This is a genomic window from Ignavibacteriota bacterium (assembly GCA_016708125.1).
Taxonomy (GTDB): Bacteria; Bacteroidota; Ignavibacteria; order Ignavibacteriales; family Melioribacteraceae.
On sequence record JADJGF010000001.1, the window covers coordinates 2,787,760 to 2,808,721 of the forward strand.

Consider the following 20,962-nt stretch of genomic DNA (forward strand, 5'->3'; position numbering starts at 1 on the left):
CATTTACTGAAAAAATTCTATCAAATAAATTTTTGCTCTCAATGATGGTGAACTATTTTTTTACAAAATTTGTAAAAATAATTTAGTTCAAATTTTTTTTACTTGACAAATATATAAAATATTCTGATTTTTAGTAAGCGTTTAAGTAATTGATAAAGTAATCGCTTAAAATTACTTTAAATAACTTTCAATTTTACATACTTTTTTTGTGGCTGTTTTTTTCACTAATCGAGAAAAAATATGACTCAAGACAACATTAAAATTCTTGCCTTTTTCACGTTGCTTTTTTTAACGTCACAAATTTTTGGACAAGGAAATATTTCCGGAATAATTTCCGATTCATTAACAAACAAGCCACTTATTGGAGCTAATGCCGTATTGATGGGAACATCTATGGGAAGTGCAACTGATTTAGAAGGAGAGTATAAAATTTCAAGAGTTCCGGATGGACAGCATAAAATTCGCATTTCTTATATTGGTTATAAACCAAAAGAATTTGTAATTAATATTGTAAGTGGAAGGACATTGAATTTTGATATAAACCTTTCTCCCGATATTGTTGAAGGCGAAACAGTTGTAGTTTCTGCACAAGCTGCCGGGCAAGTTGCCGCCATAAATCAACAATTATCTTCAAATACAATTGTGAATATTGTTTCGGAAGAAAAAATTCAAGAATTGCCGGATGCAAATGCTGCAGAATCAATTGGAAGACTTCCCGGTGTTTCTGTAATTAGATCAGGAGGAGAAGCAAATAAAGTTATACTTCGCGGATTATCCGACAAATTTTTAAATGTAACAATTGATGGAATGAAAGTTCCGCCAACTGATGCAACCGGAAGAGGAATAGATTTAAGCATGATTTCCCAAAACTCTTTAGCTGGAATTGAACTTTATAAAGCTTTAACTTCAGATAAAGACGGCGATGCTTTAGCTGGCAGTGTAAATTTAGTAACAAAAACAGCTCCGCATAATCGTGAAATAAGATTAGACTTAAAAGGCGGATATAATGATATTATGAATTCATTTAAGCAGTATGATTTTGCGGTAAATTATGGTGAGAGATTTTTTGATGATTTTTTAGGTGTTCAACTTAATGCTAATCTTGAGAGTAAAATAAGAAGCAATGAAAGTATAAATGTTAATTATAGCGTAGATCAATCATTTGGAGGTGATTATTTTATAAATAATTTTTTACTTCAACATACTGATGAAATTAGAGAAAGAAATGGTTTTAAAGTTTTGCTAGACTTTAGAACTCCTGATGACGGTGTTATCAGAATAAATAATGTACTCGGGAAAACGAAAAGAGATTATTTATGGTTTTATAGAGAATTTACTTCAAACGGCGGCGGAGATTTTGACGGTCCGGCTTATGATTTTAGAGATAGAGAACAAGAAATAGGAACATTTAATAGTTCTATTAAAGGAGACAATAATTTATTAGGATTTAAATTATCATGGGGATTATCGTTTGCTGAAAGTGAAGCTAACTATCCTTATGATTATGAAATGATTTTTGTTGAAGATGGAGGAATGGAAGCTTCACCAAAAATTAAAACAAATCCTGAACAGCTTATAGATTATGCGGTAAATAGTTATTTAAATGCTTCACTTGATTGGGCATACTTTAGAGAACAAAATAATTACGATAAAGAAAAAACAATATTTTTAGATATCTCAAGAACATATAACATTAGTAAAGAATTTTCGGGAGAATTTAAATTCGGCGGCAAATATAAAATAAAAGATAGATCAAATAATCAGTCAGAAAAATTAACACCTTACTATTTAGGAAGATGGATGCCGTATGAAAGACTTCCCGACGGAACTTTTCAACTTAAAGATTTTACTGGTACATACTTTGAAAATTGGTGGTTAGCCGGCGGCGGTGCAATAGGACTTAATGAATTTTTCAGTGATTTAGAAATTAGAGATATTTATGGAAAATATCCTTTAAGCCCAATAATAGAACGTGACAGACTGAGAGAATGGCAAAGAATAAATCAATATGGAGTAAACAGTAGCGGTTCAGATTTACCCAATGCTCAAGAAATTTGGGACAATCCTTTAATAAAATATAACGATTATAATATCACGGAAAAGGTAAGTTCCGGGTATTTGATGAATACATTAAATGTCTCACAATTTCTTACTGTAATAACCGGATTAAGAATTGAAAACGAATCGAATGATTATTTAGCAAGTTTTATGCGTGGTTCAACCGGAGGATTTCCTGTTGATCCCGGAGTAATTCAAGATACAAATTCTACTTCTCAGCAAACTGTATGGCTTCCAAATCTAAATATTTTAATCAAACCAAATGACTTTATGAATATTAGATTAGCTGCTTATAAAGCTTTAGCAAGACCCGATTTTAATATGAGACTTGATAGATATATAGCTGGAAGACCGGCAGAAGCAAGCAGCAGACCTCAAGTTTATGTCGGTAATATTGGATTAAAATCGGCACAAGCATGGAATTTTGAAATTAACACATCATTCTTCACTAATGAAATTGGCTTAATTTCAATATCGGCATATTATAAAGAAATTGATGATATGTTTCATATGTTAAATAACTTTAACACTTTTGCAGTTAGAGATGAACAAGGAGTTTTACAAGATACACTAATTCAACATTTTGGCATAAAATGGCCAAGTAAAATGGGAACAACTCCCTATGATTTAACACTTCCGTACAATTCACCCAAACCAACAAAAGTTTGGGGATTTGAATTAGAACATCAGATAAATTTTCTGTTTTTGCCGGGGTTCTTAAAAAATTTCGTATTATCATATAATGCATCAATAGTCCGTTCCGAAACCGTTACTTACGGTTCTCAAACAATTTCATATATAGATTCATCAGGATTAATTCCTTTAAGAAAATCAAAAAATATTTTAATTGAAAGAGTACAGCAGCTTGAAGGAATGCCCGAATTTTTTGGCAATATATCTCTGGGTTATGATTTGGATGGTTTTTCTGCAAGAATATCATTGTTTCATAAAGCAAAACATAATGTTACGTTTTCTGCTAGATCAGATGACAGAGTTACAAAACCTTTTACCAGAATTGATTTAGTAGTTAAGCAAAAGATTACGGATTATTTATCTGCATTTGTTAATGTAAATAATTTAACCGATGTAGAAGAGGGATCTGATTTAGTGAGAAGACAATATGACTATACTCTTTTTGATCAAAGTGAAAGATACGGTTTAACTTTGGATTTTGGAGTTACGTTAAATTTTTAGTTTAATAATTACTTAATTAAAATTTAAAATATAATTGTTATAAAAAAAGAGGAGGTGGCGTATAATATCTTTAATAATTCATTCTAATTTATTTAATTTAATTTGGAGGATTTAATGCGGATCAAAAAACTATTATTGAGTTTTATTTTTAGCATCCTATTTTTTAGCTCAATTTATGCACAAGAAGATGTATTGCAATTAGTTCCTTTTAACGGTGATACTCTTACTTATATAAATTGGCAAATAATAGCTGACACAACAGCAAATGGAATATTACCTAACAGAGTTTATGAATTATCGCGTGACGGTATCTATTTGCACAATCGTATATTTACAGTTCCAAATGGTGAGACATTGAGAATTAGAGCAGCATCGGGAACCGGTGAAAAACCAATAGTTTATTTATGGGAATCCGGAACAGGATCTTCACCAACTCGCCCTCCCGGAAATTTTGTTGTATTAAATGGTGCAAGTCTTGAGTTAAAAAACATTTGTATTACCGGTTTTTACGAACCAGAGCCGGACCGTGTTGATGGAACACAAGGTGGATTAATTAATACTACGGCTGCCGGAAATTCTATAGTTTTAGATGGAGTTATTCTTTCAAATATTAATGGTCAACATGTTAGAGTTGCTCATACTTCATCAAAAGTACAAATTACAAATTCAGTTTTAGCAAATATGGGTGCTTTAACAACATCAAATCTTGGTGCCGGAAAAGGACTTGATTTAAGAGAAGCTGCAATTGATACGCTCATTGTAGAAAATACTTCTTTTGTAAATTATCAAGATAGAGCAATTAGACATTATAATTTTAGTAATCCCTTAGCCGGAACAGGAAATTTAGGATATGTAAGAATTAATCATAATACTTTTACAAATGGTATGGGTTATCACGGATTATTATCACTTGGCAGTTTAGGTGATAAAGTTATGATTACGAATAATTTCTTTGTTGATGCATTTGCATTAGGAGAAGATTCTACGGATGCTACACGTACAGCAGAATGGGCAAACACAGGTGAATTTTATACTAATGGTAATAACAAAATTACTTGGATTTTTTCTACTCCAAACGATTCCACAGAATGGTTTGTAAATAATAATTATTTCACAATTTCATCTGAAGGTCAAAATTGGTTGAATGATAATCATTATGGAAATGGATCATTTGGTCGTGCACCGCACTTATCAAATCATATAATTTCAAAGTTAGGAACTGCTGCAGAAAATGCTTTTACAGAAGCTGCAGATTTAACATTGAATAATACTCCAAGATTAATGACAAATATGATGACTTGGTACGAAGATTCAACCGGTGGAAATAGATCTAAAAATACTCCTGGTGCAGTTTTTGACAGAATGACTGATGATTTTGATAGAAGAGTTATTCAATACTATAGAGATTCTTTGGATGCATCATATCCAACTTCTTCTGTAGCATATACCGGAGCTGAAGATGGATTTCCGGCTGGAGATTTAAACTGGTTCCCGGATAAATTAAATGATTGGCTGACTGATGTTGATGATAATTCAATTGAAGTTATTCCATCAGAATTTACGTTAAGCCAAAATTATCCGAATCCGTTTAATCCGTCAACAATTATTAAATATGCAATTCCATCAAAAGCAAATGTTACGTTAAAAGTTTATGATGTTCTTGGAAGTGAAGTTGCAACAATTATAAAAAATAAAGTTCAGAATACCGGAAAATATGAAGTTAAATTTGATGCAAGCAGATTATCAAGCGGAGTTTATTTCTATACTCTAAACGCCGGAAACTTTTTACAAACAAAGAAAATGATATTAATAAAATAAGCCTCCTTTACTGAGCCTCCTGAAGCATCCATTTTGTAATTAGATGGATGCTTCTTAATAAAATATTGTATGAATTTTTATGAAAATTAGTTTATCAATATCAGTTATTCTCTTTATTCTATTTTGTAATTTATTTTCACAAACGCAAAAAATTGATACTTCATTTACCGTTTTCAGTGCTTACCAAAAAGCCGTAAAAGATTTTCCTTTCATCAAAATTGTAAAACCAATTCTTCCGGAAAATGTAAACGCAATAAGAAATTTATCCTATGTAAAATATGGCGAAAGGGAACTAAAGCTTGATATTTTTTATCATGCAAATAATAAAAATTACAAACCGGCAGTAATTTTAATTCATGGCGGCGGTTGGCATTCGGGAAACAAATCGCACCAAGTTCCGCTGGCAATGGAATTAGCAAAAAATGGTTTTGTTTCCGCAACAATAGAATACAGATTTTCTCAAGAAGCAATTTTTCCCGCAGCAATTATTGATGTAAAAAATTCAATAAAATGGCTTAAGAAAAATTCTGAAAAATTTAAAATTGATACTAATAAAATTGCAGTTTTAGGATTTTCTGCGGGCGGACAAATAGCATCTCTGGTGGGATTTACTCCGGATTATAATGAATTTGAAGATGAAAATTTTTCTAAAATTTCAAGCAAAGTTCACGCAATTATTAATGTTGATGGATTGTTAGATTTTCTTCATTCTGAATCTAAGGAATTTGATGAAGTTCCAAACATGGAAAAACCAAGATCTGCACATCTTTGGTTCGGCGTTTCGCAAATTGAAAATCCGGAAATTTGGAAAAAAGGTTCACCAATAAATTATATAACGGAAAAATCATGTCCCATACTTTTTATAAATAGTTCAATTCCGTTTTATCACGCCGGAAGAGACGACGCAATTTTTATGTTAAAAAGTTATAAAATTTATTTTGAGCAGCACACAATTGAAAATACTCCGCATCCGTTTTGGCTTTTTCATCCATGGTTTGATGAAACAAAAGAAATTATAATTAATTTTTTAAATAAATTATTTGTCAATAAGAATGAATAAATTTTGTATATATGAGGTTTTTATCTAACATAAAGCAATATTTGCTTGACTTTCTAAAACTTTTTATTGATTTTTAGTAATCGTTTAAGTAATCGATGTAGTTACTGATAAAGTTAATATATTTAAAAGAAAATTGTGAAAAATAAGAAAAAAAACACTTTTTGAGAAATCTTAACATAATTAAAGTTAATTGATAAAAGACTTTGAGAAATTTATGAAAAAATTCATTTTAATAAATTTAATTTTTCTAATACAAATTTTTGCACAAATTCAATTTCCCAATAAAACCGATATTACAATTTCCCCCAAATTACCTTGGTCGCAAAGAATTGCGCAATCTTTTGTTTTAAGACATTCCGGCTCCGTAACTTTTGATAAATATATGACGAAAAATAATTGGAATTATGAGCAAGGTGTAATGCTTGAGGGAATGAAAAAAATATATGAGTTTTCGGGTGACAAACAATATCTCAATTTTATTAAAGAAAATATAGATCAATTTGTAAATGAAAATGGTGAGATAAAAACTTATAAATATTCTGATTTTAACATTGATAATATTAACGCCGGTAGAGCTTTGCTTTATTTATATGAAAATGAAAAATTTGAAAAATACAAAATTGCACTTGATACTTTGGGTAAACAAATTAAAAATCAGCCAAGAACTCTAAGCGGCGGATTTTGGCATAAGAAAATATATCCATATCAAATGTGGCTTGATGGACTTTTTATGGCTGAGCCATTTTATGCAAATTATTCCCAATTATTTTCTGAAGATAATTATGATGACATCTTCAAACAATTTACAATGATTTACGAAAAAACTGTAGATGAAAAAACTGGATTACTTTATCATGCATGGAATGAAAATAAAGAACAGAAATGGGCAGATAAAGAAACCGGAAAATCTCCGCATTTTTGGGGAAGAGCAATGGGCTGGTATTTAATGGCAATTGTGGAAACGCTTGATTTTATTGATGAGAATGATATTCGTAGAAATAATTTAATAAATATTTTACAAAATGTTTCAGAAACATTATTAAATTTTAGAGATTGTAAAACCGGTTTGTGGTTTCAAGTAATTGATATGCCGGAACGAGAAGGAAATTATCTTGAAGCATCTTGCGCAACAATGTTTACTTATGTTTTTACAAAAGGTGCAAACAAAAAATATTTAGATGCAAAATTTCTAAATATCGCAAAAGAAAGTTTTAATTCAATAATTGAGCATCATGTAAAAATTGATGAAAATGGTTTTGTAGATCTTTACAATACTTGCTCAGCAGCCGGTTTAGGCGGAAATCCATACAGAGACGGCTCTTTTGCGTATTACATCAGCGAGCCGACAAGAATAAATGATTTTAAAGGTTACGGTCCGCTTTTATATTCTGCAATAGAATTAGAAAAGGCTGATGTTTTAGTTAAATAATATTTTAACATTTTTAAAGAATTTTTATAGAGTGAAATTAAAATGACAAGTAAATCAATACGATTAAGTGACATTGCAGAAAAATTAAATGTTTCTACGGTTACGGTTTCTAAGGCACTTCGAGATCATCCGGATATTTCTCCACAAACAAAAAAATTAATTATAAAAGCTGCATCAGAAATGGGTTACACTCCAAATTTTATGGCGCGCAATTTATCATCAAGAAAATCAAATACAATTGGGGTGGTGGTTCCAAAAATTGCTCACTTTTTTTTCGGATCAATAATTGAATCAATTTATGATATTGCTTTTACAAATAATTACGAAATAATTTTAACAGTTTCGCAAGAAGATGAAGAAAGAGAAAAAAGACATATTCAAACTCTTTTATCAATGCGGGTTGACGGAATTATAATTTCAATTTCGCAAGACACAAAAGATTATTCGGTTTTTGAAACAGTAAAATCGCGTGGAGTTCCGATTGTTTTTATGGATAGAATTCCGCAAATCTCCAATATTGATACGGTCTTTGTTGATGATAGAGGCGGTGCATTTAAAGCGGTTGAACACGCAATAAAATTGGGTTATAAAAAAATTGCCCACTTTGCCGGATATTCTGAAATAAATATAGGAAAGCAAAGATATCTTGGATTTGAAGATGCAATGAAAAAATATAATTTGCCTATAAATCCGAATTGGATTTGTCATGGCGGCTTTGGCGAAAAATATGGCTATGATGCTTTCATGCGGTTGTACAAAGAAAATAATTTGCCCGATTTAATTTTTACAGTTACGTATCCGGTAGCTCTTGGAATTTATATGGCTGCAAGTGAAGTTAATATGAAAATCCCAGACGAGATTGATGTAATTTGTTTTGGAGATGCTAAAATTCAGAAATTTTTATCACCGCCATTAAGTTGTATAACTCAGCCGACAAATTTAATTGCTGAAAAATCGATGGAAATTTTATTTAATAGAATTAATTATCCCGAAGAAAAACCGAGTCAAAATATAGAAATACCAACAGAATTGGTAATTAGAGGAACTTGCAAAAAATTTAATAAACAATGATCTATTCAAATAAATATAGTGAAATAAGGCAAAATACAATTCGTATAAGTTTTGTGATATATATAATTTTTAGTTTTTTGAGTTGTTCTTCAAATTCAGTTAAACAAAATGTTGATTGGAATTATGTTGATGAAATAATTTTGCAAATTGAAATTCCAAAATTTCTGGATAAGAATTATACTGTAACAGAATTCGGTGCTAAATCAGATTTACTGTTTGATAGCAAATTTGCAATTCAAAATGCGATTGATAAATGCAATGAGAATGGCGGCGGAAAAGTTATAATTCCCAAAGGAAAATATTTTTGCGGCGGATCAATTTTTCTTAAAAGTAATGTGAATCTTAAACTTGAAAAAAATGCCGAAATTATTTTTAGTACAAAATCAAAAGATTATCTTCCGCTTGTTTTATCAAGGTGGGAAGGAGTTGAGTTATATAATTACTCAGCACTTATTTACGCAAAAGATCAAGAAAATATTGCAATTACCGGTGAAGGAATTTTAAACGGAAATTCCAACAATAAAAATTGGTGGTGGTGGAAGGGTAAGAAGAATTATGGATTTAAAGATGGAATGCCATCACAACTTGATAGTTTAAACAGACCACTTTTGCTAAAAATGAATAACGAAAATATTCCCGTTGAAAAAAGAATATTTGGTGAAGGAAAATATTTACGTCCGAATTTTCTTCAAACAATAAATTGCAAAAATATTTTAATTGAAAATGTGACTTTTCTTGATTCACCAATGTGGTTTTTAAATCCGGTTCTTTCAGAAAATATTACTGTTAGAGGAATTACTGTTAAAGGCAAAGGACCCAATAACGACGGGCTTGATCCGGAATCATGCAATAATATTTTAATAGAAGATTGTGATTTTGATACCGGTGATGATTGCATTGCAATTAAATCCGGAAGAAATAATGACGGAAGAAGAATCAATATTCGATCGGAAAATATTGTAATTAGAAATTGTAAAATGAAAGACGGACACGGTGGAATTGTAATTGGTAGTGAAATTTCCGGCGGATGTAAAAATATTTTTGTTAAAAATTGTGAAATGGATAGTCCTAATTTAGAAAGGGCACTTCGCATAAAGACCAATAAATATCGTGGTGGAATTATAGAAAACATTTTTATGAAAAATTGTACAATCGGTGAAGTTTCCGAAGCTGTAGTAAAAGTAAATTTAAAATATGATGAAAAAACCGAGAGTGGTGATATTCACTTTCCGATCGTAAAAAATATTTTAATTGAAAATTTAATAAGTGCAAAAAGTAAATATGCATTTTATTTAGATGGATTAGAACAATCGCAAATAGAAAATATTAATATTACGAATTCCAAATTTAACGGCGTATCAGAAAAAAGTATTCTTAATGATGTTAAAAATTTATTAATGGAAAATGTGTTTATAAATAATGAATTATATAAAAATTAAAATGGTGAAGAAATGATTAAAAATATTGCCATAATTATTTTGTTAATTTTTTTATCAACAAATATTTCTGCACAAAATTCAGAATTTAATTTTTATGAAGAAATAAAAATTGAAGTTACAAATTCCTCCAATATTGAACGAGTTGATGAATTGGTTTCAATCAATGTTGATAAGCTGAAAACGGTAAAAAACAATTTTAACAAAGAAGCATTTATAATTTATCAAAACGGAAATGAAATTCCTTCGCAGCTTTATAACGATGAATTTACTTGCAATTTAATTTTTGTTTGTAATTTCAAACCGAATGAAACAAAAGCTTTTTCTATAAAATATTTAGAAAGTGGAAAATTAAGAAGAGATTATATGAATCGAACTTATGCAGAATTGGCAATGAAGTTTGATGCAATTTATAAGGATAATAAATTTAACGGAGATCGATTTCAGAATTTCACAAAAGTTGTAGTTCCCAAAATTCACACTGACCATGATGCATTATTTAAATATGAAGGTCCGGGCTGGGAATCGGAAAAAGTTGGATACAGATTTTATCTCGATTGGAGAAATGCTACAGATATTTTCGGAAAAAAAAATAACGAATTAATTTTGCATAAAGTAGGAAATAATGATGTAATTGCCAAAGATGATTCATATCATAATATGCAAGAATGGGGAATGGATATATTTAAAGTCGGCAATAGTTTGGGAATTGGTTCAATCGGAATGATGAGCAATAATAAAATTGAAATGTTACACAAAACTGATGAAGTAATTTGCGAAATAACTCAAAATGGACCAATACTTTCAGAGGTGAAAACAAATTATAAAGGATGGCTTGTTGGTGAAAATAAATTTGATGTTGTTTCAAAATTTTCCATTTCCGCCGGAAGCAGAATTACTAAATCAAATTTGTTAGTTTATGAAAATGCAGAAAATATTACAACCGGTTTAGCAAAACATACTAATGCTGAGTTTATTAAATCAAATCAAAATGGTGATTGGAATTATATTGCACTTTATGGGAATCAAACTTTAAATAATGATAATGTTGGGATTGTTCTATTTTATAAAAATTCTGATTTGCTAAAACAAGGTGAAGATGAATTAAATTATTTTGTTTCACTAAAACCTAACAATCAAAAAGTTGAATATGCCTTTGCAGCCACATGGGAGCTTGAGCAAAATGGAATTAAAAATAAGTTAGAATTTGAAAAATATATAAATGATGAATTAACAAAATTAAACAATCCATTAAAAGTTGAAATAAAATAGAGAATTGAAATGAGTGAATTTATTTTGAATGAAGATAGATTTTTTGATGCGAATCCGGCGATTAGAAATATTGCTAGGGAATTATATTTTGAAGTGAAAGATTTACCGATTGTTAGTCCGCACGGACATGTTGAACCAAAAATATTTGTTGAGAACAAACCTTTCCCAAATCCTACTGAATTATTTATAACACCCGATCATTACGTTTTTAGAATGTTGTACTCGCAAGGAATTTCACTTGATGAATTAGATATTCCACAAAAAGATGGAACGAGATTAGGAAAAGATCCAAGAAAAGTTTGGCAGATTTTTGCAGAAAATTATTTTTTGTTTGCGGGAACTCCTTCCGGCGTATGGCTTGATTATGAATTTAACAAAGTGTTTGGAATCAAAGAAAAATTAAACGGAAGTAATGCACAAAAGATTTATGATGATATAAATGAAAAATTACAAACTACGGAATTTTTACCAAGAAATTTATTTAAGCAGTTCAAAATAGAAGTTTTATCTACAACTGATGCTGCAACTGATCAATTGGAAAATCATAAGAAAATTAAAAAATCCGGTTGGGATGGAAAAATCGTTCCGTGTTTTAGACCGGATGGACTTACGAATCTATTAAATCCATATTGGAAAAATGAAATTGCTGAACTTGAAAAATTAACTTCACTCGAAATAAATAATTATAAAAATTTTATTTCTGCTCTGGAAATGAGAAGAGAATATTTCAAGAAAAATGCTGCTACATCTACTGATCATGGTGTTGTTTCACCTTATACACATAAGTTAACTCAAAGTGAAGCTGATGAAATATTTTCGAGTGCACTACAAAATAATGTGAACGAAAAATACTCTGATTTATTTACTGCAAATATGTTAATGGAAATGGCGCGCATGAGTTGTGAAGATGGTTTAACAATGCAAATTCATGCCGGTTCAAATAGAAATCATAATAAATTAATTTTTGATAAATATGGTGCAGATAAAGGCTGCGATATTCCACAGCAGACTGAATACACAAATAATCTGAAAGAATTATTGAACACATATGGTAATAATCAAAATTTTACGGTAATTGTTTTTACACTTGATGAAACAAATTATGCAAGAGAATTAGCGCCGCTCGCCGGACATTATCCCGCAATGAAATTAGGTCCTGCATGGTGGTTTCATGATAGTATTGAAGGTATGTCTCGTTACCGACATAATATTACGGAAACAGCTGGTTTTTATAATACTGTTGGATTTAATGATGATACACGTGCGTTTGTTTCTATTCCGGCACGACATGATGTTGCTAGAAGAGTTGATTCAAATTTCTTAGCCGGATTAGTTGCCAAACATATTATCAGCATGGGTGATGCGCAAATTTTAATAAATGAATTAACATATAATTTGGTTAAAAAAGCATATAAATTATAAAGGTGCGAAAAATGATATTGGATAAAATTCTTGAGATCAAAGAAGCTGAAAAAAATGGTAATAATGATTTATTGAAGTTAGAAAATTTAATTGGCGAAGAAATATTTATCTATCCTAAATCTGTAAATCATTTAGGAGAAGTAACGTTTTTTATTGGAAAGAAAAATAACGAGAAATATCTTTTTTTAGGTTTCAAAAATAATTCAGAATTGATGGAGAATTTTGAAGGTCATAATTACGATTTGTCGGATATAAAAATTTTACTAAAACAATGTCCGTTAAATCATAATAATGCAATTCAGCTTCAAAAAATATTTCCTTTTACAAAACCAATTTTATTGGGTCTATCAAATTCATTTGGCTTTGGTGATAGAATTGGATTAGCCAATCCGGCTCACATTAGAGCTTTAGAAGGAAGCGATTTTAAACCAATTTTTGCTCAGCAATCTATTCGTGAATTAACAAGAACTCAAAGAACTCCCCATGAAGTAATGGACGCAGCAATCTGGGCAGTTTTTCAAGAAGGATATAAAAGTGGATTTGGTGCTGATGCAGATCATTTAAAAACTATTGAAGATATTGATCTGATGATCAATGCCGGATTTACAATGTTTACATTTGATCCCGGGGAATTTGTTATTAATGAAGCAGATTCTATTTCAATTGATGAGCTTGAGAAAAAATCGAATGATTTAAATTGGGAAAAATTAGAAGATACTTTTTCAAATTTAGTAAATCGTTATTCTCAAATTGAATTCGATTTGAAGGAAGGATTGATTATTCATCCCACTTATGAAAATGTTCTTCGAGCATCAGTAAAATATGGAAATGCAATTGCTCACATCAAATATTTGTTTGATCATTTGAGCAAAAAATATTCTCATCTTCCATATGAGGTTGAAATATCAGTGGATGAAACCGAATCTGTAACAACTCCATTTGAGCATTTCTTTATGGCTTCTGAGTTAAACAGATTGGGAGTGAAAATAATTAGTCTCGCTCCAAGATTTATTGGAGATTTTGAAAAGGGAATTGATTATAAAGGTGATATTGAAATTTTCAAACAAGAATATTTAAAGCATGTTAAAATTGCAGAATATTTTGGGTCATATAAAATAAGTTTGCATTCCGGAAGTGATAAATTTACTGTATATAAAGCTATTGGTCAGCTCAAGCGAGGATTTACACATGTTAAAACTGCCGGTACAAGTTATCTGGAAGCTTTAAAAGTTGTGGCTTTTGCTCAACCAAACGAATTTAGAAAAATATTAGACTTTGCCAGAATTGAATTTGAAAAAGAAAAACATTCGTATCATGTTTCTGCAAAATTAGAAAATGTTCATTCATCTGAAAATTATACAAATGAGCAACTGCTCGAATTATTTAATCAAAATAATGCAAGACAAGTTCTTCATGTAACATTTGGTAAAACGCTTACCACATTGGATGAAAACGGAGATTCATTATTTAAAGATACAATTTTAAAATGCCTAAAAGAGAATGAAGAAATTCATTATAAATATTTAATTAACCATTTCAAAAATCATTTAAATCCATTTAAATAATATGATGCGAGAAGAAGTTAGAAATAAAATTATTGAGAGAAAAGTTGTTGCAGTTGTTAGAATGAAAAATTCTTCGCAATTATTGAAAGTTATTGAAGCAATTAAAATTGGCGGAGTTTCGGGAATTGAATTAACAATGACAATCCCAAATGCAATTCAATCAATTGAAATTGCATACAAAGAATTTGGCGATGAAATATTATTAGGAGTTGGATCAGTTACAAATTCTCAAACCGCAATTGATGCAATTAATGCCGGTGCAAAATTTGTTGTTTCGCCAATTTACAAACCCGAGGTTGTACAAACTGTAATTGATAGAAATTTAGTTGTAATTCCCGGATGCTTTACTCCAACGGAAATACAAACTGCATATGAACAAGGGGCGGATTTTGTAAAAATATTTCCGGCAGATAATTTGGGAATGAGTTTTATAAAATCAATAAAAGCTCCGTTGCCACATTTAAAAGTAATTCCAACTGGAGGTGTAACATTGACTAACGCCATCGATTGGATAAACCACGGTGCAAGTGCTGTTGGTATTGGCTCAGCGCTGGTTGATAATAAAGCAATTGAAAATGAAGATTATTTAACTCTCACAAATAATGCTATAAAACTTTGTGAAAATTTAGGAATTAATTAGGAAAAATTATGCAGAAATATTCATTCGAAGATTTAAACGGAAAAGTTTGTATAGTAACCGGCGGCGGTGGAATAATTGGAGCTGTTCTTGCAAAAGGTTTAGCAAGTGTTGGTGTTAAACTTGCAATTCTTGATATTAAAAAAGAATTTGCGGATAAGGTTGCAGATGAAATAAACAATATTTATCATATTGATTCTATTGGAGTTGAAGCAAATGTATTAGATAAATCATCTTTAGAAATTGCTAAGAAAATTGTATTAGAAAAATTTGGAAAGATTGATATTTTAATTAATGGCGCCGGCGGAAATTCTCCAAAGGCAACCACGAAAGATGAATTTATTACTGATGAAAATATTAATTCGTTGAATGATACTTTTTTTGGATTAGAGCTTGAAGGATTCCAAAAAGTTTACGATTTAAATTTTCTTGGAACTCTTTTACCAACAATGGTTTTTGCAAAAGAAATGGTAGAAAAAAAATCCGGAGTTATTCTAAATATTTCTTCAATGAATTCTTTTAGGCCATTAACAAAAATACCAGCGTATTCAGCAGCTAAATCATCTATAAATAATTTTACGGAATGGCTTGCTGTTCATTTTGCAAAAATGAATGTTAGAGTTAATGCTGTTGCACCGGGATTTTTCCTTACAAATCAAAATAGATTTTTACTTATTGATGAAAAGACAAATGAACTTACACAAAGAGGTAAAAAAATTATTAATAATACACCTATGGGAAAATATGGTGAACCGGAAGATTTAATCGGCGGAACTTTATTTTTGTTATCAGATATTTCCAGTTTTATTACGGGAATTGTTTTACCGATTGATGGCGGATTTAATATTTATAGTGGTGTTTAAAAATAAAATGGAAAATAAATGAGTATAGAATTAAAAAATAATTGCAAATATTCTTTGGTTGTGCCTACAAGTATGGGCGTTAGAATTACACCGGCAAATGGTCAGCCGGTTCATAGCAGCGAACAGTTTACTTTGTTTGTTACTAGTGCAGAAACAAATGTTGCAAGTATTGCTTCATATTTGGGAATGCCGGTAAAAGTTCTAACAACTTTTGTAAAAGATAGCCCAATTGCAAAAATTATTAAATCAAATTTAAAATCTAGAAATATGGATTTTGAAGGAAAAGAAATTTCTCAGGGCGGACCTTGGGGATATCGTCATCAATTTAATATTGCAGATAGCGGAATTGGCTCACGCGGACCTAGAGTTCACAATGATAGAGCCGGCGAAGTTGGTCGAACTTTAAACGTAAAAGATTTTGATCTTGAAAAAATATTTAATAAAGATGGAGTTCAAGTTTTGCACTTATCCGGATTGATTGCAGCGCTTTCACATGAAACAAGTAATTTTTGTTTGGAGTTAGCACGATCAGCAAAAAAATATGGAACTAAAATATCATTTGATTTAAACTATCGTGCATCGTTTTGGAAAGGAAGAGAAAAAGAATTATCATCAGCATTTTCTGAAATTGCTTCAGTCTCAGATATTCTAGTTGGTAATGAAGAAGATTTTCAACTTTGTTTAAATATTGAAGGACCGGAAGCCGGTGGAAAAGGTTTGGAAGAAAAAATTGAAAATTTTAAAGAAATGATAAATAGAGTGAAAACAAAATATCCTAATACTTCAGTTTATGCAACAACACTTCGCGAAGTTGAAAATACCAATAAACATTTGTGGGGAGCAATTATGCTTGAGGGTGAAAATTGGCATATTGTAAATCCAAGAGAAATAAATGTGTTAGATAGAATTGGCGGCGGTGATGGATTTGTAGGTGGATTGATTTATGGAATTCTGAAAAATTGGGAACCGGAAAAATGGATTCAATTCGGCTGGGCTTCCGGTGCTTTGGCAACAACTTTTTTAACTGATTATGCTCAACCGGCAGATGAGGAAATGGTTTGGAGTGTTTGGGAAGGAAACGCTCGAGTTAAAAGATAAAATTTAATTTTAAAATGATGGAAAGGTAATTATAAATGATATTGTTTGCTCGCGGATCAGAAAATGATATTCTTGATTCACAGATACTGAAGGAAGCGTTATTTACTTCTTTTGAAAAATTAGGAAATAAAAATAAAGTTCTTGCTATTCCTCCCGATTTTACTCGTTATCATTCACGTGCCGGAGAACTTACAACAATTTCTTATGAGTTTTATAAAAATAATTTAACTGATATTCTTCCGGCACTTGGAACTCATTTTGCAATGACGGAAAAAGAAATTAATAAAATGTTTCCGGGAATTCCGCATAATTTATTTCGAGTACATAATTGGAGAAATGATTTATTTACATTGGGAAAAGTTCCATCCGAATTTGTAAAAGAAGTTTCAGAAGGAAAAATTGATTATGATTGGCCGGCTCAAGTTAACAAACTAATTGTTGAAGGAAATTTCGATTTAATTCTTTCAATCGGACAAGTTGTTCCGCACGAAGTTGTGGGAATGGCAAATTATAATAAAAATATTTTTGTCGGAACCGGCGGAGCTGAAGGAATTAATAAAAGTCATTTTCTTGGGGCTGCATATGGAATGGAACGAATGATGGGCAGAGCCGATACACCGGTGAGAAAGGTTTTAAATTATGCTTCAGATAATTTTACCAAACAACTTCCAATTATTTATGTGCAAACAGTTGTTGGCAAAGATCAAACTGGTAAATTAGTTGTAAGAGGATTATATATTGGGGATGATTTTGAATGTTTTAAACTTGCCGCAGAATTATCTTTAAAAGTAAATTTTCAAATGCTGGATAATCCTTTAAAAAAAGTCGTAGTTTTTTTAGATCCATCAGAATTTAAATCAACTTGGCTTGGTAATAAAAGTATTTACAGAACCCGCATGGCTATTGAAGATGATGGCGAATTAATTGTACTTGCTCCGGGTTTAAGAGAGTTTGGTGAAGATCCCGGTATAGATAAATTAATTAGAAAATATGGATATGTAACAACTCCGGAAGTTTTGAAGTTTGTAAAAAATAATGATGATCTTAAAAATAATTTAAGTGCTGCTGCACATTTGATACATGGTTCATCTGAAGGAAGATTTAAAATATCTTACTGTCCTGGAAATATTTCTCAAAAAGAAATTGAAAGCGTAAATTTTAATTATGCTGATCTGAATGAAATGTTGAAAATTTATAATCCCGAAAAATTGAAAGATGGTTTTAACACAATGCCAAACGGAGAAGAAATATTTTACATTTCTAATCCGGCATTAGGTTTGTGGGCATGGAAAAATAAATTTATATAGAGAATTTAAATTGTGTTTGTCATTCCCAACTTGACTGGAAATCCAGTGATTTTAGTAAATGGATTTCCGATAAAAGCATTCGGAAATGACAAATAAAAAATTATTAAGCTGATGGCGAATGTAAAAAAAAAGATTATTGCAGATGATAAAATTCCATTTCTAAAAGGAGTACTGGAACCCTTTGTTGATATTGAATATTATCCCGGTAAAGAAATTACAAATAAAATTATAAAAAATGCAGACGCATTAATTACTCGAACAAGAACAAAATGTAACAAAGATTTACTTGATGGATCAACAATAAAATTAATTACAACTGCAACAATTGGATATGATCATATAGATACAAAATACTGTGATGAAAATAATATTAGATGGATAAACGCACCTGGGTGCAATTCATCATCTGTAATGCAATATATAACTTCTGCACTTTTAACAATTGCAAAAAAAGAAAGAATAAATTTATTTGAAAAAACTATTGGAATTATTGGTGTTGGTAATGTTGGAAGTAAAATTCAAAAAGTTGCAGAAATTTTAGGAATGAAAATTTTATTAAATGATCCACCACGAGAAAGAAAAGAAGGAAGCGAAATATTTTCCTCACTTAAAACAATAATTGATGAAGCTGATATTATTACTTTTCATGTGCCGTTAAATAAAGTTGGGATTGATAAAACATATCATTTAGCAGATGATAATTTTTTCAATCAACTAAAGAAAAAACCAATAATCATAAATTCTTCCCGCGGCGAAGTTGTTGAAACCAATGCTTTAAAATCTGCAATAAAAAATAAAAAAATTAGTAATGTAATTTTAGATGTTTGGGAAAATGAACCAAATATTGATTTGGAATTATTAAATTTAATTGATTTTGCAACCCCGCATATAGCCGGTTATTCAGCTGATGGTAAAGCTAAAGGAACATCGGTTTGTGTAAATGAAATAAATGAATATTTCAATTTGGGTTTGGAAAAAAATTGGTATCCCAAAAATATTCCTTTAGCCAAAAATGGAAATGAAATAAACATAAATTGTTCAAATAAGGAAGATCAAGAAATATTTTTTGAAATTGTTGAACTGACTTATTCAATTATTGAAGATGATTCTCGATTAAGAAATTCTGTTACAACGTTTGAAAAGCAACGCGGAGATTACCCGATTAGAAGAGAGTTTGTAAATTATTATTTAAATGCTGAGAATATTAGTGATTCAACAAAAACAAAATTATCCATTCTAGGATTTAATTTTATTTAAAAATAAATAGGTGAAAATAATGGAAAAAAAAGCTGACATTGGAATTGTGGGACTTGCTGTTATGGGCGAGAACCTTGTCTTGAATATGGAAAGTAAAGGATTTACCGTTGCTGTATATAATCGAACTGTTGAAAAAGTCGAAAGTTTCATGAACGGAAGAGGAAAAGAAAAAAACATTATTGGTGCAAAGTCTATCGAAGAATTTGTTGGTTCATTGAAATCCCCAAGAAAAGTTATGTTGATGGTTAAAGCCGGTAAACCGGTCGATGCATTTATTGAGCAAGTAATTCCTCATTTGGAAGCTGGTGACATAATAATCGATGGAGGAAATTCACATTTTCCGGATACAATAAAAAGAACTGCATTTGTTGAGAGCAAAGGTATATTATATATCGGAACGGGAGTTTCCGGAGGTGAAGAAGGTGCATTGAAGGGACCTTCCATAATGCCGGGCGGTTCACCAAAAGCTTGGGAACACGTAAGACCAATTTTCCAATCAATTTCTGCAAAAGTAAGTGATGGAAGTCCTTGTTGTGATTGGGTTGGTGAAAATGGCGCAGGCCATTTTGTTAAAATGGTACACAATGGAATTGAATATGGTGATATGCAGCTAATCACAGAAGTCTATCAAATTATGAAAGATTTGCTTGGAATGAATGCTGACGAAATGCATGAAGTTTTTAAGAAATGGAATGAAGGCGAATTGGATAGTTATTTAATAGAAATTACACGAGATATTCTTGCTTATAAAGATGAAGATAATTTGCCACTTGTTGATAAAATTTTAGATACTGCCGGACAAAAAGGAACTGGCAAATGGACCGGAACAGCCGCATTAGATTTGGGCGTTCCACTTACTCTTATTGGCGAAGCTGTATTTGCAAGATGTTTGTCAGCACAAAAAAAGGAAAGAGTTGAAGCATCAAAAATTTTAAGCGGACCAGATCCAAAATTTGTTGGCGATAAAAAAGAATTTATAAAAGATCTTGAAAGAGCTTTATACGCAAGTAAACTTGTTTCTTATGCACAAGGATATGTTTTAATGAAAGCTGCAGCTGAAGAATATGGATGGAATTTAAATAATGGGGGAATTGCGTTGATGTGGAGAGGCGGATGTATAATTCGTTCAGTATTTTTAGGCAAAATTAAAGAAGCATTTGATCGTAATCCAAATTTATCTAATTTATTGCTCGATCCGTTCTTTAAATCAAAAATTGAAGAAGCTCAAGATAGCTGGAGGAAAGTTATTTCAACTTCAGTACTGAATGGTATTTGGGTTCCGGCAATGAGTACGGCACTAAATTATTTTGATGGATTTAGAAATGAACGATTGCCGGCAAATTTATTACAAGCCCAGCGTGATTATTTTGGTGCACACACATATGAAAGAATTGATAAACCAAGAGGAGAATTTTTCCATACAAATTGGACCGGACGTGGTGGTGATACTGCATCATCGACTTATACTGTATAAT

Annotated in this window: 15 protein-coding genes; all 15 read left to right on the forward strand. The window is 30.8% G+C overall.

Going from position 1 to position 20,962, the window contains the following annotated elements; genetic code table 11:
- Positions 1 to 240: 240 nt before the first annotated feature.
- The 15 genes from IPH62_12170 (at position 241) to gnd (ending at position 20,961) form a co-directional block, all read left to right on the forward strand.
- Positions 241 to 3,252, forward strand: coding sequence for a TonB-dependent receptor (locus tag IPH62_12170; protein MBK7106029.1), 3,012 nt, complete (start codon positions 241 to 243; stop codon positions 3,250 to 3,252).
- 1,281 nt (positions 3,253 to 4,533) lie between these two features.
- Positions 4,534 to 5,070: a T9SS type A sorting domain-containing protein gene (locus tag IPH62_12175; protein ID MBK7106030.1), complete on the forward strand. Its 537-nt coding sequence runs from the start codon at positions 4,534 to 4,536 to the stop codon at positions 5,068 to 5,070.
- A 79-nt stretch (positions 5,071 to 5,149) separates the two neighbouring features.
- Positions 5,150 to 6,130, forward strand: a complete 981-nt coding sequence (locus IPH62_12180; protein MBK7106031.1) for an alpha/beta hydrolase — start codon at positions 5,150 to 5,152, stop codon at positions 6,128 to 6,130.
- A 214-nt stretch (positions 6,131 to 6,344) separates the two neighbouring features.
- Entirely contained in the window at positions 6,345 to 7,559 is a 1,215-nt protein-coding gene (locus IPH62_12185) for a glycoside hydrolase family 88 protein (protein MBK7106032.1), read from the forward strand.
- Positions 7,560 to 7,601: 42 nt separating this feature from the next.
- Complete coding sequence (locus IPH62_12190; GenBank protein MBK7106033.1) at positions 7,602 to 8,630, forward strand: LacI family DNA-binding transcriptional regulator; 1,029 nt, start codon at positions 7,602 to 7,604, stop codon at positions 8,628 to 8,630.
- The gene (locus tag IPH62_12195) at positions 8,627 to 10,069 is read left to right on the forward strand and encodes a glycoside hydrolase family 28 protein (GenBank protein MBK7106034.1); all 1,443 of its coding nucleotides are present in this window, start codon (positions 8,627 to 8,629) and stop codon (positions 10,067 to 10,069) included. Before IPH62_12190 ends, IPH62_12195 begins: the two co-directional genes overlap by 4 nt.
- A gap of 12 nt (positions 10,070 to 10,081) precedes the next feature.
- Complete coding sequence (locus tag IPH62_12200) at positions 10,082 to 11,338, forward strand: DUF4861 domain-containing protein (protein ID MBK7106035.1); 1,257 nt, start codon at positions 10,082 to 10,084, stop codon at positions 11,336 to 11,338.
- Between the two features lie 9 nt (positions 11,339 to 11,347).
- Entirely contained in the window at positions 11,348 to 12,760 is a 1,413-nt protein-coding gene (gene uxaC / locus IPH62_12205; GenBank protein ID MBK7106036.1) for a glucuronate isomerase, read from the forward strand.
- Positions 12,761 to 12,771: 11 nt separating this feature from the next.
- Positions 12,772 to 14,325 carry a hypothetical protein gene (locus IPH62_12210; protein ID MBK7106037.1) on the forward strand — a complete coding sequence of 518 codons (1,554 nt, stop codon included), beginning with the start codon at positions 12,772 to 12,774 and terminating at the stop codon, positions 14,323 to 14,325.
- Between the two features lies 1 nt (position 14,326).
- Positions 14,327 to 14,965, forward strand: coding sequence for a bifunctional 4-hydroxy-2-oxoglutarate aldolase/2-dehydro-3-deoxy-phosphogluconate aldolase (locus IPH62_12215; protein MBK7106038.1), 639 nt, complete (start codon positions 14,327 to 14,329; stop codon positions 14,963 to 14,965).
- 8 nt (positions 14,966 to 14,973) lie between these two features.
- Positions 14,974 to 15,825 (forward strand): SDR family oxidoreductase, encoded by an 852-nt coding sequence (locus IPH62_12220; GenBank protein ID MBK7106039.1) that lies wholly within the window; start codon positions 14,974 to 14,976, stop codon positions 15,823 to 15,825.
- A gap of 18 nt (positions 15,826 to 15,843) precedes the next feature.
- Positions 15,844 to 16,923, forward strand: a complete 1,080-nt coding sequence (locus IPH62_12225; GenBank protein ID MBK7106040.1) for a sugar kinase — start codon at positions 15,844 to 15,846, stop codon at positions 16,921 to 16,923.
- Positions 16,924 to 16,958: 35 nt separating this feature from the next.
- Positions 16,959 to 18,230 carry a DUF2088 domain-containing protein gene (locus IPH62_12230; protein MBK7106041.1) on the forward strand — a complete coding sequence of 424 codons (1,272 nt, stop codon included), beginning with the start codon at positions 16,959 to 16,961 and terminating at the stop codon, positions 18,228 to 18,230.
- A 111-nt stretch (positions 18,231 to 18,341) separates the two neighbouring features.
- Entirely contained in the window at positions 18,342 to 19,487 is a 1,146-nt protein-coding gene (gene pdxB, locus IPH62_12235) for a 4-phosphoerythronate dehydrogenase PdxB (protein ID MBK7106042.1), read from the forward strand.
- A 19-nt stretch (positions 19,488 to 19,506) separates the two neighbouring features.
- Positions 19,507 to 20,961, forward strand: coding sequence for a decarboxylating NADP(+)-dependent phosphogluconate dehydrogenase (gnd, locus tag IPH62_12240; GenBank protein MBK7106043.1), 1,455 nt, complete (start codon positions 19,507 to 19,509; stop codon positions 20,959 to 20,961).
- The last annotated feature ends 1 nt before the right edge of the window (position 20,962 follow it).

Bases quoted from the DNA above. Each gene is read 5' to 3' on its own strand.
- IPH62_12170 (MBK7106029.1), top strand. From the start codon at position 241: ATGACTCAAGACAACATTAAAATTCTTGCCTTTTTCACGTTGCTTTTT.
- IPH62_12175 (MBK7106030.1), top strand. From the start codon at position 4,534: ATGACAAATATGATGACTTGGTACGAAGATTCAACCGGTGGAAATAGA.
- IPH62_12180 (MBK7106031.1), top strand. From the start codon at position 5,150: ATGAAAATTAGTTTATCAATATCAGTTATTCTCTTTATTCTATTTTGT.
- IPH62_12185 (MBK7106032.1), top strand. From the start codon at position 6,345: ATGAAAAAATTCATTTTAATAAATTTAATTTTTCTAATACAAATTTTT.
- IPH62_12190 (MBK7106033.1), top strand. From the start codon at position 7,602: ATGACAAGTAAATCAATACGATTAAGTGACATTGCAGAAAAATTAAAT.
- IPH62_12195 (MBK7106034.1), top strand. From the start codon at position 8,627: ATGATCTATTCAAATAAATATAGTGAAATAAGGCAAAATACAATTCGT.
- IPH62_12200 (MBK7106035.1), top strand. From the start codon at position 10,082: ATGATTAAAAATATTGCCATAATTATTTTGTTAATTTTTTTATCAACA.
- uxaC (MBK7106036.1), top strand. From the start codon at position 11,348: ATGAGTGAATTTATTTTGAATGAAGATAGATTTTTTGATGCGAATCCG.
- IPH62_12210 (MBK7106037.1), top strand. From the start codon at position 12,772: ATGATATTGGATAAAATTCTTGAGATCAAAGAAGCTGAAAAAAATGGT.
- IPH62_12215 (MBK7106038.1), top strand. From the start codon at position 14,327: ATGATGCGAGAAGAAGTTAGAAATAAAATTATTGAGAGAAAAGTTGTT.
- IPH62_12220 (MBK7106039.1), top strand. From the start codon at position 14,974: ATGCAGAAATATTCATTCGAAGATTTAAACGGAAAAGTTTGTATAGTA.
- IPH62_12225 (MBK7106040.1), top strand. From the start codon at position 15,844: ATGAGTATAGAATTAAAAAATAATTGCAAATATTCTTTGGTTGTGCCT.
- IPH62_12230 (MBK7106041.1), top strand. From the start codon at position 16,959: ATGATATTGTTTGCTCGCGGATCAGAAAATGATATTCTTGATTCACAG.
- pdxB (MBK7106042.1), top strand. From the start codon at position 18,342: ATGGCGAATGTAAAAAAAAAGATTATTGCAGATGATAAAATTCCATTT.
- gnd (MBK7106043.1), top strand. From the start codon at position 19,507: ATGGAAAAAAAAGCTGACATTGGAATTGTGGGACTTGCTGTTATGGGC.